Genomic DNA, 16,448 nt, shown 5'->3' with positions numbered 1-16,448 from the left:
TGCTGCTCTTCACTTCAACGAAGGACGGCCCTTCGACAAGTTCAGGGCGAACCGGGCTAGAGCAGTTTCCGATCCGATTGCATCGGCTCGGCTGCTCTAAGCCTTTATTTTACCGCGTTTTCCGAGTAAGCAGGTGAGTCCACCTGCTTAGAAAACGCTCTAAATCTGCACCAGATGGGCGACATCTTTCGCGCTTTCTTGCGCGATGCTGCCCTGCCGGATGATACGGCCATTCTGCATCGCGCTATAGCGGTCGGCGAAGCGCCAGACGAAATCCAGATATTGCTCGACCACCAGCACCGTCATGCCCAACTGGTCGCGGACATGGACCAGAGCCGCCTCGATCTGCTGCACGATATTGGGCTGGATGCCCTCGGTCGGTTCGTCGAGCAGCAGCAGGCTCGGCTCCCCCGCCAGCGCGCGGCCGATGGCCAGTTGCTGCTGCTCGCCGCCAGACAGAAAACCCGCTGCCCGCGTCCGAATGTCCCAAAGCTTGGGAAAGAGATCGAAGATATGCTGCGGCACTTTCGCCGCGCCCTTGCCACGCCCAGCGAGTGCGGACAGGCCCGTCTCCAGATTCTCCATCACAGTCAGCTGCGGGAAGACATGGCGCCCCTGCGGCACGAAGCCGATGCCCGCCTGTGATCTTTTGTGTGCGGGGAGGCCGCTGATATCCTGCCCGTCGAAGCAGATCGCGCCGCCGGTCGCCGGGCGTGTGCCCATGATCGCGTGCAGCAGGGTCGTCTTGCCGACGCCGTTGCGACCGATCAGCGCCATCACCTGCCCCCGATCCAGCACCAGATCGACGTCCCACAGCACCTGGCTCTGGCCATAGGCGCTGGACAGGGCGGAAATTTCTATCAGCGGCGCGCTCATGCGGTGTGGCCCAGATAGACGGCGGCGACCTCCGGGTCGGCGCGGACGTCGGCGATGCTGCCCTGCTTCAGGAACTTGCCCTGATGCATGACGGTGACGGGAGCGGCGAGTTGTTCGACGAAGCTCATGTCATGGTCGATGACAAGGACGGTGCGGCTTGTCCCCAGCCCGTGGATCAGCTGCGCGGTGCGGCTGGTTTCGGCCGGCCCCATGCCGGCGGTCGGCTCGTCCAGCAGCAGCAGTTCCGCGCCAGTCGCCATGACCATCGCTATTTCCAGCCATTGCTTCTCGCCATGGGCGAGCGTGCCGGCCTCCACGGCGGTACGATGAGTAAGGCCGACGCTCTCCAACGCGTCCTCGATGGCCTGCCGTTCGTCGACCGGTATGCCGGTCCCGAAGCTCTTCCACCAGCGCCGGTCGCGCCGCGCGGCGAGTGCCAGATTGTCCCGCACGCTTAAGGTCGGCAGCACGCCGGGGGCCTGGAATTTGCGGCAGATGCCGCGCGCGACGATCCGCTGCTCAGGCAGCTGCTGAACCTCTTCGCCCTTGAAGATCACGCGCCCTTCGCTGGGACGGACGCGGCCGATGATCGTGTCGCACAAAGTCGACTTGCCCGCGCCATTGGGACCGATCACCACGCGGGTTTCGCCGCGATTGAGCGTCATGCTGAAATTGTCGAGCGCCTTGAAGCCGCTATAGTCGATGGTGACGCCATCGACGCTCAGCAACAGGTCGGAAACCGCCGATCCGCTCATGCCACCTTCCCCTTGATAAGGCCCGCAAGGCCGCGCGGCAGCAGGGTAACGACGAAGATGAAGAGCGCGCCCATCAGGTAGAGCCACAGTTCCGGGAAGGCGCTGGACACCGCGTCGCGCGCGAGGTTGACGAGTAGCGCGCCGACGATCGCGCCGGCCAGGCTGTAGCGCCCGCCGATCGCGACCCAGACGACCATCTCGATCGAGGGGACGACGCCGATCAGCGCGGGCGACACGACCCCGGCATGCAGGGTGAAGAGCGCCCCGCCGATCCCGGCCAGCATCGCGGCGATGGCGAAGGCGACCACCTTGAAGGGCGTGGGGCTGTAGCCGAGGAAGCGGACGCGGTTCTCGCCATCGCGGGCGGCGCGCAACAATATGCCGAAGCGCGAGGCGAGCAGCCAGCGCAGGGCCATGAAGGCACCGCACAGGATGGCCAGCGTCACCCAGTAGAGCGCGCTGCCGGTGCCGGGGCTGGCAAGGCCGACGCCGAAGATCGAATAGAAGTCAGTGAGGCCGTTGAAGCCCCCCGTCACATCCTGCCGGCTGATGATGAGCGTGGCGAAGGCGAGCGCCAGCGCCTGCGTGATGAGCGCGAAATAGGTGCCGCCGACCCGCCGATGGAACACCGCCCAGGAAAAGAGCGCGCCGATCAAGGTAGGCAGGATCAGTATCGCGGCGATAGTGAAGGCGGGACTGGCGAAAGGTTCCCACCAGAAGGGCAGGCTTTCACGGCCGCTCCAGACCATGAAGTCGGGGATTTCGCCCTGCGGCAGGTCCGCCAGCTTCATGTGCAGGGCGATGGCATAGCCGCCGAGGCCGAAGAAGACCCCCTGCCCCAGGCTCAATATGCCGCCATGGCCCCAGATGAGGACGAGGCCCAGCGCAAGGATGCCCAGCGCCATGAAGCGGGCGAGCAGGTTCAGGTCATAGGCAGACAGCGCGAAGGGCGCGGCGATGCCCAATGCGAGCAGCGCCCATGGCAGGAAGGGCTTTATCGGGTCCAGACGGGAAAGATCAGGCATCGAGCTGGCGGCTCTTGACGGCGATCACGCCTTGCGGGCGGACCTGGATGAAGAGGATGACGAAGACCAGCAACAGCATCTGCGCCACGCTGACATCGACGAAAATCTGCGCGAGCGCGGCGAAGAGGCCGAGGATGATCGCCGACGCCGTGGTGCCGACGATGCTGCCGAGGCCGCCCATCACGACGACGAGGAAGGCCGGGATGATATAGCTTTGCCCGACATTGGGCGTGACCGGGCCGAGCAGCGCCAGCATGACGCCGGCAAGGCCCGCGACGCCGGAGCCGAGGCAGAAGATGGTGACGTCCACGCGCCGGACGTCGATGCCCACGGCCGACGCCATCATCCGGTCCTGATTGACCGCCCGGACCAGCAGGCCGATGCGGGTTTTCAGCAGCAGCAACGCGAGCGCGCCCAGCACCAGAGCGGCAATCAGGATGATGAAGAGCCGCGCGGACGGCAGGGTGACGCCGAAAACCATGAAGCTGCCTGTCAGCCACTCCGGCGCACGCACCTCCACGCCGATCGCGCCGAACAGGTCGCGCGCGCCCTGTTGCAGGATCAGGCTGACGCCCCATGTCGCGAGCAGCGTGTCGAGCGGCCGGGCGGACAGGCGGCGGATCAGGGTGGACTGGATGAGGCCGCCCATCGCCGCCGCGCCGATGAAGGCGACCGGAATGGCCAGGATGATGCCCAGCGCACCCGGCACGACGAGCAGCGTCATCCAGGCGAGATAGCCGCCCAGCATCAGCATTTCGCCATGCGCCATGTTGATGACGCGCATCAGGCCGAAGGACAGAGCCAGGCCCAGCGCGGCAAGCAGATACAGCGAGGCCAGCGAAGCACCGTTGAACAGTTGGTTGAGGAAAAGGGCGTCCATGATCTATTATTCCGTTCGCCCTGAGCGAAGTCGAAGGGGCTGCCCGAGCGAAGCGAAGGCATCTCGCTTCGCTCGATGAAGGGCTTCGACAGGCTCAGCCCGAACGGGGGTTTGGGACATCTTTACAGCGCGCAAGTCTTGCCGGGGAAGGCGAGCGCGTCATAGGGTTCGGGCGCGATGTCCTTGCCGCTGTCGGCGATGATCTCGAACTGGCCGTCGGCCTTCAGCTTGCCGATATAGGCCTTCTGCGTCAGGCTCTGGTTCGCGGCGAAGCCGACCTTGCCCATCGGCGTGTCAAAGCCGCCCAGCGCGGCCGCGGCCTTGCGTACCGCATCGGGTTCGAAGCTCTTCGCCTTCTCGACCGCCGCCTTCCACGCATAGACGTCGAGATAGCCATGGACCATCGGGTCGGTGATCGCCGCGTCCTTGCCGAACTTCGCCCGATAGGCGGCGATGAACTTGGCGTTGGCCTCACCGGGCAGGCTCTGGAAATAATTCCAGGCGGCATAGCTGCCCTCGACCAGCGCCGTGCCCATCGCCTTGGCTTCCTGTTCGCCGATGGAGAAGGACATGACCGGCATCGTCCTGGTGCTGATGCCCGCGGCCTGCAACTGCTTGAAGAAAGCGACGTTGCTGTCACCGTTCAACGTGTTGATGATGATCGCCGGTTTTGCTTGCGCGATCTTGGCAATAACGCCGGAAAAGTCCGTCCCGCCCAGCGGCACATAGGCTTCGCCCAGCACCTTCATGCCCTGCTTTTCGATATGCTTCTTCAGGATCAGATTGGCGGTGCGGGGATAGACATAGTCGGACCCGACGAGGAAGTAGCTCTTGTGCCCCTGCGCCACCGCCCATTCGAGCGCGGGCAGCGCCTGCTGGTTGGGCTGCGCGCCCGAATACATGATGTTGGGCGAACATTCATTGCCCTCGAACTGGACCGGATACCAGAGCAGATTCTTGGTCCGCTCGAACACTGGCAGCATCGCCTTGCGGCTGGCGGAGGTCCAGCCGCCGAACACCGTGGACACGCCGTCGCTCTCGATCAGTTTCGACGCCTTCTGCGCGAAGGTCGACGGGTCGGACGCGCCATCCTCGACCAGCGCGTTGATCTTTTTCCCCATCACGCCGCCAGCCGCGTTGATCTCCTCGATCGCCAGCATCTCGGCATTTTTCACCGTGATCTCGCTGATCGCCATCGTGCCGGTCAGCGACTGGAGTACGCCCACCGAGACACTGTCGCCCGTCGGCGCACTGGAACTGCCGCCGCCCGAACAGGCGGTCAGCGCCACAGCGCAGGAGGCGGTGGCAAGCAGGAGCAGCCTGGAACGGATCATGATGTGAAGATCTCCCATGGCAGGCCAGATGGCGGCGCTGCGGCAATTCGGTCGCTCAAAGGCTATGGAAAGCCGGCAAACCGCCGTATGCGTCATTTGACGTAGGCTCCGGCATACCGCTTCCCCCTAATGTCGGGCCATGGCGAGCGGGGCGAAAATCATGGGATCGGCGGCATGGACGGAGCGGCGGCGCATCGGTGCGCGCACCGTGGCAGGCCGGATCGCGCGCGATCCGCTCTTCGCCTTTTCACTGGCCGGACTCGCCCTGTTCGGCGGCTATCAGATCGTCCAGCGGCTGGAAAAGCCGCCGGTCGTCTTCACGCCGGAGATCGAGCAGGCGCAGGTCGCCGATTTCCAGACGCTGACCGGGCGCAAGCCAACGGCGACCGACCGCGCGAGGCTGAAGGCCGATTATATCGCCGAGGAACTGCTGTTTCGCGAGGCGATCAATCGCAACATGCATCTGACCGATGGCGAGACGCGCAAGCGGCTGGTCGACAAGGTCCGCTACCTGATCGCCGGCGCCCCGCCCGAACCGGGCGAGGAGCAACTGGTCGACTATTATTCGGAGCATCTGAGCCTCTATCGGGCCGAACCGCGCACCAGCTTCACCCAGATTTTCCGGCAGGAAAAGCCCGCCGACGCCGCGCTGCTGGTGGCGCAACTCAACGCCGGGCAGACGATCGACGGGGAGGATTTCTGGCTGGGCCGCGACTTTCCCCGCTATGGCGATTCGATGGTGCGCGGCATTTTCGGCCAGCCCTTCGTTGACACGCTCAGGACCGCGCCGCAGGGGCGCTGGATCGGCCCGGTCCAGTCCCCGCGCGGCTGGCATTTCGTGAAGAAGAGCGAGAGCATCGCTTCGGCCATGATCCCCTTCCCCGCGATCCGTGACCAGGTGCGGCAGGATTATATGATCGCCCACAGTAATGCGGCCATCGGCCAGGCGCTGGCGGGCCTCAAGGAGAAGTTCGATGTGGAAGAATAGACCGGTTGCCCTGTTGCTGCTTGCCCTCGGCACGCTGTTGCCGGGCAGCGCGATGGCCGACATCTTCCTGTCCGCCGATTTCGCCCTGACGCGCGGCGAAGATCCGAACATATATGAGTTCACCGCCGCCGTGCCGGAAGCCGTGGGCCAGCCCGCCCCTCTGCTGCTGCCCGAAGGCTGCCGCCAGACGCGCATGAGCCGGCAGACTAGCGGCGGCCGTGCGCAATATGCCTATGAACTGACCTGCGACCGGCCTCTTGCCGCCGGCGACATGATCCAGACGCCATGGAAGGCCGATGGCGGCCACTTCGTTTCCAATGTCATGGGTGCGCAGGTCGATCGCAGTCTGACCGGCGACGCGAAGGGCATATCCGTGCCGATCGGCGAAACGGCGGCCACGGTGCGGCCGATTGGCATGATCGCACCGGAATTTTTCCAGCAGGGCGTGCTGCATATCTGGCTGGGCTGGGATCACCTCGCCTTCGTCCTGTGCCTTGCGCTGCTGGCACGGGGGCGCGAACTGCTCTGGCTGGTCAGCGCCTTCACGGCGGGGCATTCGATTTCGCTCGCAGTCGCCTTTTTCGAACTGGTGCGCGTCCCGGTGCCGCCGGTCGAGGCAGCCATCGCCCTGTCTATCGCTTTCATGGCGCGCGAGGCGCTGCTGGTTGGGAAAGGCGAACAGGGTTTTGCCTTCAATAGGCAGTTGATCGTGGTCTCGCTCTTCGGCCTGCTCCATGGCCTGGGCTTTGCGACGGCGCTGGGCGAGCTGGGCGTGCAGGCGGGCGAGAAGCTGCCGGCGCTGGTCTTCTTCAACATCGGCGTCGAAGCCGGGCAATTGTTGTTCGTCGGTGCGATCATGGTGCTGCTGGCAGGGCTGCGCGCGCTGTCGCTGGCCACGCCGGCGCGGGCGGCGGCACTCTATGCGGTAGGCGCGATCGGCTGCTTTTGGATGGTCGAGCGGGTCGCGGGGTTCGGGATCGCCTGAGTAATCCGGGCATGATCCAGAAAGCGGGCGATTTCCCCTCGCCCGCCCCGCGCCAACAGGCCACTCATATTGGCGACGGCGAAACTGACGCCATGAAGGTTGCGCCGCTGCGGTACGCCGGGAATCGACCGGGGATGACCGGAGGCGTGGAGGACGCCGTCCCGCACTTCATAGCGGTCGCGCGGGCAATCCCAGTCCAGCGAAACCCCGATCACCTGCGGCAGGCTGCCGGGATAGCAGGGCGTCCCCTCCGCTTCCCTTGCCGCGACGATAGCCACGCCCGCCGCCAGCGCACGGCCGGCCGCCGCCACGAACAGGTCGTAATGCGCCGGGTTCATCGTACCGAGGCTGAGGTTGATCAGGTCGACCTGCGCGGCGATCGCCCGGTCGATGGCGCTCTCCAGCGCGCGCGCCGTCGTTCGCAGCGATCCGTGAAAGACGCGAATCGGCAGACAGAGCGCCTCCGCCGCCTGATCCTGGATCGCTGCGGTGACGGCGGTGCCATGACCGAGCCGGTCGAGCGCGTCGCCTTCGCTGACGCTGCCATCCGGCGCGATCGCCATGCCCGGCAGCAGCCGTGCGGCGTCGATATGGGGATGGTCGGGATGGACGCCGCTGTCGATGATGGCGATGCGGATCGGGTCAGGCATGAACGAGGTCGACCCGCCCGTTCATGGTCGCGCGCCCTTCTTCCAGCCGGATCACATGATCGGCCATGTCGGCCAGCGCCGGCTTATGCGTGATGACGATGATCGTCGCATCGGGCAGCGCGGCGCGGAGGCGGCCGGCGACCAGCTGCTCCGTCTCGCCATCCAGCGCGGAGGTCGGTTCGTCGAGGATCAATATGCCCGGTTTCCGCAGCAGCGCGCGCGCCAGCACGATCCGCTGCCGCTCACCGGCGGACAAGGCCGCACCGCGCTCGCCCGCGCGCGTTTCATAACCATTGGGTAATCTGGCGATGAAACCGTCCAGCCCGGCGGCATGGGCGGCCGCCTCGATCTCTTCGCGGCGCACATCGGTCAGGGCGAAGCCGATATTGGCGGCGATCGTGTCGTTGAACAGATAGGGCGCCTGATCGACGAGGATGATCTCACGGCGCAGATCGTCCAGCCGGCAGTCGCGCAGCTCGCGGCCGTCGACCAGAATGCGGCCGCTGTCAGGATCGAGATAGCGCACCATCAGGTCGGCCATGGTCGACTTGCCCGCGCCGCTGGGGCCAAGGATGGCGCAGAGGCTGCCGGCGGGGATGGTCAGGTCGATGTCGCGCAGCACGGCGTCGCGATCATATCGCATCGCCACATGATCAAACCGCAACTCCCCGGCGCGCGTCATCGGGAGTGCATTGGGGCGCTCGACTATGTCGGCTTTGGTGTCGAAAAGTTCGAAAATCCGGCCGAGCGACACCCGCGCCGATGCGAGGCCGGACGTCAGCCCCATCAGCGTCTGGATCGGCGAGAGCAGCCGCATATGATAGGTCATGAAGGCGACCAGCGTGCCGATGCTCATGCCGCCGTCGATGATGCGCCAGCCGCCATAGAGGATCACCGCCGATGTCGCTGCCGTCATCAGCGTGCCGGGCAGCGCCCCGGTCATGAAGGAGGCCACCTGCATCTTCAGCATCGCGCCGATGAAGGCGTCATTCTTCGCCTTGAAGCGCGCGACCTCATGCTCGCCCGCGCGCAGGGATGCGATCACACGCATACCCATCACCGTGTCGACCAGCAGGCTGCCAAGATCCGCCCCTCGTTCCCGCATGTCGCGGGTCAGCGCGGTCAGGCGGCGCTGATAGTAGGAGAAGGTCGCGAGGCTGGCCGGGACAAGGACGACGCTCACCAGAAAAAGCCGCCAGTCGAGCCAGAGCATCATCGCGACGCAGCCGAAGAAGAAGAGCAGGTTGCTCACCACGGAGAGCAAGGTGTCGGACGCGATCCGCTGCACGTCGCTGACGTCGCTGTTCATGCGGGAGACGAGGTCGCCCAGACGAAAACTGCCATAGAAGCGCGGCGACAACGTCTGGAGATGCCGCAGCAGCGCCGCGCGAATATCGTAGAGCATCGCGGCCGACAGCGCGACGTAGCGATAGCTGGCGAGGATGTTGACGGCGAAGCCCGCGATGGTGACGGCGATCATGATCGCGGCGATTTCGATGAGCGCCCCCATGTCGCGCTTCAGCAGCGCCTGGTCGATCATCAGTTTGGAAAGATAGGGTTGCGCGAGGCCGAGCGCGGTCGAAAGCAGGCTGATCGCCAGCACGACCAGCAACGCGCCGCGATAGGGTTTGAGGAAGGGCGCAAGCCGACGGTAAGTGCGCCAGTCGGCGACGGGCGGCGGCGTCTGCGCGGTCATGCCGCCGCCTGCCGTGGCATCAGCCGGAAGCCATCGAGCAGGAAGCGCGGCTCGGGCAGTTTCGCGAGCAGCGCGGTACACCAGTGATGCCCGTCCATCAGCGCCTCATGTTGGGCGCGCCACCAGTCGCCAGTTCCGCCATTGGCGTAGAATTGCGCGCAGAGGAGGAGATGCCGGCGCATCGCCGCGATCAGCATCGACTGATAATGGGTGAGCAGCGCCGCCCGGTCGCCGCCTTCCGCCATGGCGATGACGACCGCCGCCGCAAGGATCGCCTCCCGCACCGATTGCGCAGTGCCATCGCCGCAGATCGGATCGAAGCCAAGCGCTGCCGTACCGCAGGCGAGCCAGTCGGCGCCATGCAGCGGCAGGTGCAGGCGAGGCGAGGCGCAGAAGGTCGTGGATGCCGCCCCCACGGCATCCACGACCGGCGCGACCAGCGCGCTCTGCCCCAGCAGCGCCGCGATCGTGCCCCCCACACCCAGCAGCCAGCCCTCCCCGGTCCCCGCCGGAACCAGATAGAGCCAGCCACCTGCCACCGCCTCGATCCGTGCTTCGTCCGCCAAGGCTGGATCGCGCAACTTCACCCGCACCGCCACCGCGTTGCGATCGCCAAAGACGCGCATCTCGCCCAGTGGCACAGGCGATGCCGTGTGTATGGTGAAACCGGCAGGCCCGGCAGTTGCGCCCGCCGGCACGGCGAGCGCCGTCTGCACCTGATCCTCCGACGCCAACGCCGCACCATGGGGCACGATCACCGGCGACCCGCCCCACGCGACCACGCGCCGCTTCACGCGGGGATAGGCGGAAAAAAGGTCCGGCCGATCGAACACGCCACGGATCAGGCCAAGGGCCGGGTCGCTCAGCATGATCGTCGGCACGGACGGGCGGCGACGTTCCTCGATTGCGACCCGAAGGCCAGCGCCAGCCAATATATGCGCGCATCCGCTGGCGGCTATACCGCTCCCCCGGATGGCGATGGACGTCATTTACGCCCCCCAGAGGTAGAGTGGCGCCTCATTCCACCGCGACCATGCCGGCGCCGGTGGTGTCGTTGCCCAGATCCCAGGTCGTTTCCAGCTTCAGCGTCTTTGCGTCATAGACTTCGATGTCGTAGCTTGCGCCGTAGATGTAGAGTTTGGCCCCATCCATCGACATGCCGAAACGGAATCGGGAACGGCACGGAAACTCCGCCTTGTCGACCACCGCATTGCTGGTCATGTCCATGTGCCAGAATTCGCAGCGCTTGTTGCCCAGCTTACCATTGGTGACGACGGTATAGGCCTGCTTCCCGTCCGGGGTCATCTGCAACCCGGCCATATTGTCGGGCGCGGGGCCGATCGGCGTGAAGTCGAACTGGCGACTGTTGAGGTCGAAGCGAGCCAGCCCGAACATCTTGTTGTGGATATAGGGGTCGGCGGCGTTGAACAGCGACACGAACTGGCCTGGCGTCCGGATATTGTCGATCGCGCCGCCAAAACCGACATTTTCAAGGCCGGTGCCTTCGGGCTTGGCCAGGTCGATGCGGTCGACGACTTTCAGCGTCGCGGTGTCGAGTATGAGCACCTTCTCGCCGAAGGCATAGAGGAACTTGCCGTCGGGCGACACCTTATAGGCCGCGCGCCAGCCGCCGCCGGACCGCTCATCCTCCTTGTCCAGTTCGACCGCGCGGATCACTTTCTGCATTTTCAGGTCGATGACGGCCCAGCTCGGCTTCCCGACCGTGTAGCGGTCCAGGCCTTTGTCGAACTTCGTCAGCATCGTGTAGAAATAGCGGCCGGTCGGGTCCGCCGCTCCGCCCCAGAAGCGATAGCGGGTCGTGCCGTCGTTCAGGCTGAACTTGGCCGTAATCTTGCGCGTCGCGGTGTCGATCACCTCGATCCCGCTAGTGGTGATGGTGGTCACATAGATGCGCTTGCCGTCGTCGGACAGGATCATCGATGTCGGCAGGCCGGTGTCGAGCTTCAGCTTCCCGGTGACAGCCGCCTTGCCTTCGTCGAAGATCAGCAACTCGTCGGGATAGCTGCCCATGAACAGGGTGGAAGCGGTTGCGGGCAAGGCGACCAGCGCGGCCAGTCCAGCGGCGATGAAGGTGCGGAATATCGGCATGGCGCGCCTCACGGAAAAACGAGGTCGAGGTTGCGCCAGTCCTTGGTGGCCGTGGCGCAGTTGCTGGCCCAGTCGGGCGAATAGTTGACATGGTCGGGCACCTGCACCGGCCAGAAGCAGGTCACATAGCAGTCGTAGATGTCGCGCTCGACCGGCTGGCACAGGCCCGCCGTGCCGCCGCCCGCATCGACTTCCCAGCCGGGCGAGAAAGAAAGGGTGCAGCCCATCGGCACATGGGGGCGCGGTTGCTGCTGGAGGGCGACGACATCCTCCTCCATGTCCGCGGGCGCGCTTGCCGCGACCGCCTCGATCTGCGTCACCGCTTCGTCGATCGCCTGCGCCTTTTTATTGATGGCACGAAGATGCTTCATGACAGGCCCTTTCGTTCAGCGAAGCGTTCGAGGAAGCCGGGATTCTTCACCGCCAGCTCGCCGTAGATGCGCAGGCAGGTGTCGGTCCATTGCCGGATCCAGTCGCAATAATGGAGGTTCGCATGGCCGGTATCGCCATAGCGGACGAAGGCTTCATGATGGCATCCGCCCGCGCAGAGCGGCCGCGCCCAGCAGCTCTGGCAGTCATATTTCGCCTCGACATGGCCCTTGGTCAGGAACTCGCTTTGCTTCGTGCGATCGATGCCGCTCGACACATGGCCCATCACGTGGGTGTCGGCGTCGGTGAAGCGATGGCAGGGCGACAGATCGCCCGACGGGCTGACCCCCATCAGGCCGAGGCCCGCGCCGCAGGGATGCGACTTGTTGACGCCGGAGATCAGCTCGCTGATCGTCTCGCTGACATTGGTGAAACCATGGACCTGCCCACGCAACGCATAGTCCAGCCATTCTTCGGCCAGCGCGGTGAACTGGGCCAGCACGCTGTCCATGCCGTTGGCATCCAGCGAATAGGCCCGCTCCTCGCCGGTGGTGACGGGCGCGAAGCCGACTTCGTGGAAGCCGAGGTCGTCCTTCAGGTGGCGGAAGATACGCACGACATCGGTGACACCTTCGGTCAGCGTCACGCGGGCGGTGACGGCGCGGGTCTTGTGATGGGCGATCAGCGTGCGCAGGCGCGGCTCGATCACCGCATAGCTGCCCTTGCCATTCTTGTAGACGCGATGCTTGTCCTGCACCTCCGGAGGGCCGTCCATGGAGACGGTGACGCCGATCCGGTTGTCGGACAGGAAAGTCACGATTTCCGGCGTCAGCAGCGTCGCATTGGTGGTGAGGCTGTAGGTGATGCCCTTCCCCGCCATCGCCGTCGCTTCGTTGGCATAGTCCACCACATCGCGCAGTAGGCGGAAGTTCATCAGCGTTTCGCCGCCGAAGAAGGTGATATGCACCGACTTGCGCCCGACCGCTTCGGCGATCAGCAGGTCGATCGACGCTATGGCGGTTTCCAGCGTCATATATTTGGGCTTGCCCGCCGGCGTCGCGATCTTGTCCGCGCCGAACTCGTAGCAGTAGGTGCAGGCAAGGTTGCATTGGTTGGTGACGTTCAGCACCAGCGCCTGAAGCGGAAAATCGGCGGGCGGGGCCTGCGGCGCGACCGGCGCAGTGACGCCCAGCTGGATCAGGCGCGCGGCGCGCAGTTCGCGCACCAGCGCTTCGGCCTCGGCCGGGTCGCGGCCATCCTCCGCCAGTTCGCAAACCAGTGCGGCATGGGTCAGTTGCTGCCCGTCGAGCCGGGACAGCACCGCCTGTACATCTTCGTCGATCTCGAAGATCGCGCCAGCGCTCACCAGATAGACGAATTCGCTGCCGCCCGCCTGAAAGCCATGATATTCCGCGCGGGCATAGGCGGGCGGCGCCTGCATCACAGTCATCGCGACACCTCCGGCTGATCCCATTTCTGATAGGCAGGGACGGTCACGACCATGTAGGACCGGGCGCTCAGCGGCTTGCCGAACTTGTCCTTTTCCTTCTTCGCGGTCGCGACGACCCAGACTTCGCCATAATTGTTGCGGCCAAAGCGACGGGCCGGGTTCGGCCCTTCCTCCGCCGGCGTGAAGAAGGCGGTGGGGCTGAGCGCACCCACATATTTGGTGTCGTCGTCATAATAGACCGACATGAACTCCTGCATCGCCCAGTCCGCTTCGACCGGACCCACGGCGATGTCGTCGGGCGTGTTCGGCTTGCCGTCGAGGCCGTTTTCGTAGCCGATAGCCTCGAACTGCTGATAGCCCTTGGGGAATTTGACACCGCCAAGGCGCGACAGCGCGGTTTCGGGCGTCGCCTTGATATAATCGATCTTGTGGAAGACCGGGAAAGCCTGTTCCAGCACCGCGCCGGCAAGGGCGACATCGCGCTGGCCGGAGGCAGCCCCCGCCGCCACGTCGGCCATCACCACCAGTTCCTTCGGGCTGGCCGACACGATCTTCGTCACCGTCACGCCAGCGCCCAGATCGATGTCTGCGACGTTGGGCGCGGCGGGCAGATTGTGACCGAAGATGCGCAGTTGCACGCCCTTCGTCCCCACCTTCACCGGCCCCGGCGTCACCGCCAGGATCGCGGGCGCGGCGGTGGCGCGGACCAGCTTCACGTCATAGCCGAATTCCTGATAGTCGCCCCAGAACCAGCGGCCCTGAGCGCTCTGCTGGTCGGGTGCGAACCACATCGTCTCGCGCGCGGCGCTGCCGAAATCGTCAGGCTTGGCTGCGGCCGCGCCCGTGGACGATCCGCGCCAGCTATAGCCGGCATAGACGATGCCGGTGCCGCTCCGGCTGATCGTGCCGCCGTCAGCCAGCGAACGCAGCGCCGTGCTGGTGGTGAATTCGTCGGCGGCCTTGCCCGGCGCGACGGTCAGCTCGCCGACGAACCTGCCCTTGCCCGGCACCGATGCGACCACCAGCCATTCGCCGGCGAGACGCGGATTGCGCTGGCGGGCGCTCCAGGCGGCCCATTCGGGCGTGTGGAGACCCGCCACCTTGGGCAGATAGCCCAGCGCAAATTCGCCGCGCGTCAGCTTGTCCTTGGGATCGCGGCCGGCGGGCTGTTCGGTATCTTCGGCCGGACGGCGATATTGGGCGTCGGCCTGCGAATAGAGGGCGACGTGCAGATCCTGAAGCGTCTTCCATTCCAGCTTCGACCGGCGCCAGGACATGGGCTGCGCATAGCTGTGGCAGGAGGCGCAGGCACCACGCATCGTTTCATTGGGAATGATCGTCTCGTCGATGATCCGCTTTTCGGGCAGATACATGACCGTCTTCGCCTCTTCGGGTGCAAGTCCGTGCGAGGAGGACAGCGATTTCACGATCGCACGGCTTTCCTCCGGCGAGATGTCGAGGCCGTTCAGGCGCACCATCCGCTTGATCGCCTGCGCCCAGCCTTCCGGCGTGGTGCGAACCCAGCTGATGCGCGACAGATTGCCCTTGTCGTCGCCGGTGTGGCAGCTGCCGCACTTCTCCTTGACCAGCGGGTCGGCGACAGGGATGCCGGCCTCCGTCTCCTTCATCGTCGCGCCATCAGGGCCGCTGTCCGCCTGCGCGAACACGACCGACGCGGAAAACAGCGCCAACAGGCACAATTTCGAGACGGGAAGCCGCTTCACCCTATATGTCCCCCTTGGCGCCCGGCCATTTGCCCTGGGCACATGTCGAAGCTAGGCAGGCGCTCGTTCGGCGCCATTGCCCAAATGACGTATGGCCCCATGGCAATCCGCCATGAGAATCTTGACGGTCGTCAGGATTTTTTCTTTTCGCCGTAATAATCGTCCTGGCCATGGTCGGATGACACCGGACTCCAATAGCGCGGCGGCAGCCCCTTCTTGCGCATGGCGATGCCGGTCAGGCAGGCGTTCAGCAGATAATTGCTGTTGAGCGCGGTCTTATAACTGGTGTCGAGATAGGGCGCGACCTCGACGATATCGATGCCGGCAATGTCATTTTCGGCGCAGAGCCGCCGCATGATCGGCTGGGCTTCCCGCATGGTGAGGCCGCCGGGAACAGGCGTGCCGGTGCCGGGCATGAATGCGGGATCGAGCACGTCGACGTCGAAGCTGATCCACAGCTTTTTGGCATTCTGTCGCGCTTCGGCGATGGCGCGTTCCATCACCTTGTCCCAGCCATGTTTCTCGACCTCGACCATGGTGTGGTAGCGCATCCCCTTGTTGCGCATCCAGCCGAAGGTTTCGAGGTCGGGACCACGCGCGCGCAGCCCGACCTGGATATAATCCTGCGGGCGCACATGGCCTTCATGCAGGACGCGATAGACGGGCGATCCGTGGGTGATCCAGTGGACGCCGTTGCGGCCGACATCATAATGGCTGTCGAAATGGACGACGCTGACATTGCCCTTGCCATGCACGTCCGCCGCCGCCGCGACATTGGGATATTCCAGGCTGTGGTCGCCGCCGATGACGATCGGGATCGCCCCGGTCTGCGCGATTTCACGCACCATTTCGCGGACGTGGGCGACCGATCGTTCGGTGCTGTTCTGGTCGATGGCGATGTCGCCATAATCGACGATCTCCAGTGCGGAGCCGGGGTTGATCATCGCATACATGTCGTTGCCGCCCGCCCCGCCGGTCATGCGCAGAGCGCGCGGCCCGTCGATTGCGTTGCGCCAGCCCGATCCCATGTCCAGCGGCGCGCCGACGATGGCGACGTCGACCTTGCCGGCCTTCAGGTCTTCGGGCGTCATCGCCACCGGCGCACCGGCGAAGGTGGCGAAACCGCCGCGACGTCCACCGATATAGCGGCCAAGGTCCATCGGTCCTGACTCGCGTTTCGGGTCCATTACGAGCGGGCGCTTCGCCTTCCACGCGTTGAACCAGGCGGAACGGGTATCGAGCGGGATGGTCCTGGCGTCCCTTCCCTCCTGATACTCAACTTGCGCATGGAGCGCGGCGACGGCGTCGATATAGGCCGCCAGTTCCGCCGCCGGCAGGGTAAGGATGCGATCGAACAGAACATCCTTCTCGACATAGCGGCCGGTGCGCCCTTCCCTGATGAGCGCGACCTTTTCCGGCGCGATGCCGTCCAGTTTCGCCATGACATCGGCCGGGATTTCGATGGGCTTGGGTTCGCCCATGATGTCTTCCCGCGGCAAGGGCGGCGGCGGGTTGGGCGTATCGAAACCCGTGCCCGCCACAACCGAAGCGGCCGCCGCGGCCGCCGCCATGCTCCACCCGGTTATCGCGTTGATCGAAGGCATGGC

General features: G+C 65.2%; 15 protein-coding genes. 2 read left to right on the top strand and 13 right to left on the bottom strand.

Annotation, left to right across the window (positions count from 1 at the left end; translation table 11 throughout):
- Positions 1–159 precede the first annotated feature (159 nt).
- From urtE to urtA, 5 genes are all read right to left on the bottom strand, one after another.
- Complete coding sequence (gene urtE / locus VMR39_RS10950; protein WP_325416006.1) at positions 160–876, bottom strand: urea ABC transporter ATP-binding subunit UrtE; 717 nt, start codon at positions 874–876, stop codon at positions 160–162.
- Entirely contained in the window at positions 873–1,631 is a 759-nt protein-coding gene (locus VMR39_RS10945; protein WP_325416005.1) for an ABC transporter ATP-binding protein, read from the bottom strand. The genes urtE and VMR39_RS10945 overlap by 4 nt, the downstream gene beginning before the upstream one ends.
- Positions 1,628–2,656 (bottom strand): urea ABC transporter permease subunit UrtC, encoded by a 1,029-nt coding sequence (urtC, locus tag VMR39_RS10940; protein WP_325416004.1) that lies wholly within the window; start codon positions 2,654–2,656, stop codon positions 1,628–1,630. The genes VMR39_RS10945 and urtC overlap by 4 nt, the downstream gene beginning before the upstream one ends.
- Entirely contained in the window at positions 2,649–3,536 is an 888-nt protein-coding gene (urtB, locus tag VMR39_RS10935) for an urea ABC transporter permease subunit UrtB (protein WP_325416003.1), read from the bottom strand. The genes urtC and urtB overlap by 8 nt, the downstream gene beginning before the upstream one ends.
- Positions 3,537–3,658: 122 nt before the next feature.
- Positions 3,659–4,870 carry an urea ABC transporter substrate-binding protein gene (gene urtA / locus VMR39_RS10930; RefSeq protein ID WP_325416002.1) on the bottom strand — a complete coding sequence of 404 codons (1,212 nt, stop codon included), beginning with the start codon at positions 4,868–4,870 and terminating at the stop codon, positions 3,659–3,661.
- A 160-nt stretch (positions 4,871–5,030) separates the two neighbouring features.
- Between urtA and VMR39_RS10925 the strand changes: the two genes are divergently transcribed.
- Positions 5,031–5,858: a peptidylprolyl isomerase gene (locus VMR39_RS10925; RefSeq protein ID WP_325416001.1), complete on the top strand. Its 828-nt coding sequence runs from the start codon at positions 5,031–5,033 to the stop codon at positions 5,856–5,858.
- Entirely contained in the window at positions 5,845–6,843 is a 999-nt protein-coding gene (locus tag VMR39_RS10920) for a HupE/UreJ family protein (protein WP_325416000.1), read from the top strand. Before VMR39_RS10925 ends, VMR39_RS10920 begins: the two co-directional genes overlap by 14 nt.
- On the opposite strand, the gene qhpE is transcribed toward VMR39_RS10920, so the two are convergent.
- The 8 genes from qhpE to VMR39_RS10880 form a co-directional block, all read right to left on the bottom strand.
- Complete coding sequence (gene qhpE, locus VMR39_RS10915; RefSeq protein WP_325415999.1) at positions 6,777–7,493, bottom strand: subtilisin-like serine protease QhpE; 717 nt, start codon at positions 7,491–7,493, stop codon at positions 6,777–6,779. The two genes, VMR39_RS10920 and qhpE, sit on opposite strands and share 67 nt — an antisense overlap.
- Positions 7,486–9,189 carry an ABC transporter ATP-binding protein gene (locus VMR39_RS10910; protein ID WP_325415998.1) on the bottom strand — a complete coding sequence of 568 codons (1,704 nt, stop codon included), beginning with the start codon at positions 9,187–9,189 and terminating at the stop codon, positions 7,486–7,488. The genes qhpE and VMR39_RS10910 overlap by 8 nt, the downstream gene beginning before the upstream one ends.
- Positions 9,186–10,178, bottom strand: a complete 993-nt coding sequence (locus VMR39_RS10905; protein ID WP_325415997.1) for a hypothetical protein — start codon at positions 10,176–10,178, stop codon at positions 9,186–9,188. The genes VMR39_RS10910 and VMR39_RS10905 overlap by 4 nt, the downstream gene beginning before the upstream one ends.
- A gap of 28 nt (positions 10,179–10,206) precedes the next feature.
- Positions 10,207–11,298, bottom strand: coding sequence for a hypothetical protein (locus tag VMR39_RS10900; protein ID WP_325415996.1), 1,092 nt, complete (start codon positions 11,296–11,298; stop codon positions 10,207–10,209).
- A gap of 8 nt (positions 11,299–11,306) precedes the next feature.
- On the bottom strand, positions 11,307–11,669 hold the full coding sequence (gene qhpC, locus VMR39_RS10895; RefSeq protein WP_325415995.1) for a quinohemoprotein amine dehydrogenase subunit gamma: 363 nt from the start codon (positions 11,667–11,669) through the stop codon (positions 11,307–11,309).
- Positions 11,666–13,117 (bottom strand): quinohemoprotein amine dehydrogenase maturation protein, encoded by a 1,452-nt coding sequence (gene peaB, locus VMR39_RS10890; RefSeq protein ID WP_325415994.1) that lies wholly within the window; start codon positions 13,115–13,117, stop codon positions 11,666–11,668. Before peaB ends, qhpC begins: the two co-directional genes overlap by 4 nt.
- Complete coding sequence (peaA, locus tag VMR39_RS10885) at positions 13,114–14,841, bottom strand: quinohemoprotein amine dehydrogenase subunit alpha (RefSeq protein ID WP_325415993.1); 1,728 nt, start codon at positions 14,839–14,841, stop codon at positions 13,114–13,116. Before peaA ends, peaB begins: the two co-directional genes overlap by 4 nt.
- 131 nt (positions 14,842–14,972) lie before the next feature.
- Positions 14,973–16,445 carry an agmatinase family protein gene (locus VMR39_RS10880; RefSeq protein WP_325415992.1) on the bottom strand — a complete coding sequence of 491 codons (1,473 nt, stop codon included), beginning with the start codon at positions 16,443–16,445 and terminating at the stop codon, positions 14,973–14,975.
- Positions 16,446–16,448: the final 3 nt, after the last annotated feature.

Origin of the sequence: Sphingobium sp., assembly GCF_035511395.1 — a bacterium.
Lineage (GTDB): Bacteria > Pseudomonadota > Alphaproteobacteria > Sphingomonadales > Sphingomonadaceae > Sphingobium.
Note: the sequence above shows the minus strand (reverse complement) of the source record. Positions and strands in the feature narration are given on the sequence as shown.

Coding starts and splice junctions, on each gene's coding strand:
- urtE (WP_325416006.1), bottom strand. CDS start 876: ATGAGCGCGCCGCTGATAGAAATTTCCGCCCTGTCCAGCGCCTATGGC.
- VMR39_RS10945 (WP_325416005.1), bottom strand. CDS start 1,631: ATGAGCGGATCGGCGGTTTCCGACCTGTTGCTGAGCGTCGATGGCGTC.
- urtC (WP_325416004.1), bottom strand. CDS start 2,656: ATGCCTGATCTTTCCCGTCTGGACCCGATAAAGCCCTTCCTGCCATGG.
- urtB (WP_325416003.1), bottom strand. CDS start 3,536: ATGGACGCCCTTTTCCTCAACCAACTGTTCAACGGTGCTTCGCTGGCC.
- urtA (WP_325416002.1), bottom strand. CDS start 4,870: ATGATCCGTTCCAGGCTGCTCCTGCTTGCCACCGCCTCCTGCGCTGTG.
- VMR39_RS10925 (WP_325416001.1), top strand. CDS start 5,031: ATGGGATCGGCGGCATGGACGGAGCGGCGGCGCATCGGTGCGCGCACC.
- VMR39_RS10920 (WP_325416000.1), top strand. CDS start 5,845: ATGTGGAAGAATAGACCGGTTGCCCTGTTGCTGCTTGCCCTCGGCACG.
- qhpE (WP_325415999.1), bottom strand. CDS start 7,493: ATGCCTGACCCGATCCGCATCGCCATCATCGACAGCGGCGTCCATCCC.
- VMR39_RS10910 (WP_325415998.1), bottom strand. CDS start 9,189: ATGACCGCGCAGACGCCGCCGCCCGTCGCCGACTGGCGCACTTACCGT.
- VMR39_RS10905 (WP_325415997.1), bottom strand. CDS start 10,178: ATGACGTCCATCGCCATCCGGGGGAGCGGTATAGCCGCCAGCGGATGC.
- VMR39_RS10900 (WP_325415996.1), bottom strand. CDS start 11,298: ATGCCGATATTCCGCACCTTCATCGCCGCTGGACTGGCCGCGCTGGTC.
- qhpC (WP_325415995.1), bottom strand. CDS start 11,669: ATGAAGCATCTTCGTGCCATCAATAAAAAGGCGCAGGCGATCGACGAA.
- peaB (WP_325415994.1), bottom strand. CDS start 13,117: ATGACTGTGATGCAGGCGCCGCCCGCCTATGCCCGCGCGGAATATCAT.
- VMR39_RS10880 (WP_325415992.1), bottom strand. CDS start 16,445: ATGCCTTCGATCAACGCGATAACCGGGTGGAGCATGGCGGCGGCCGCG.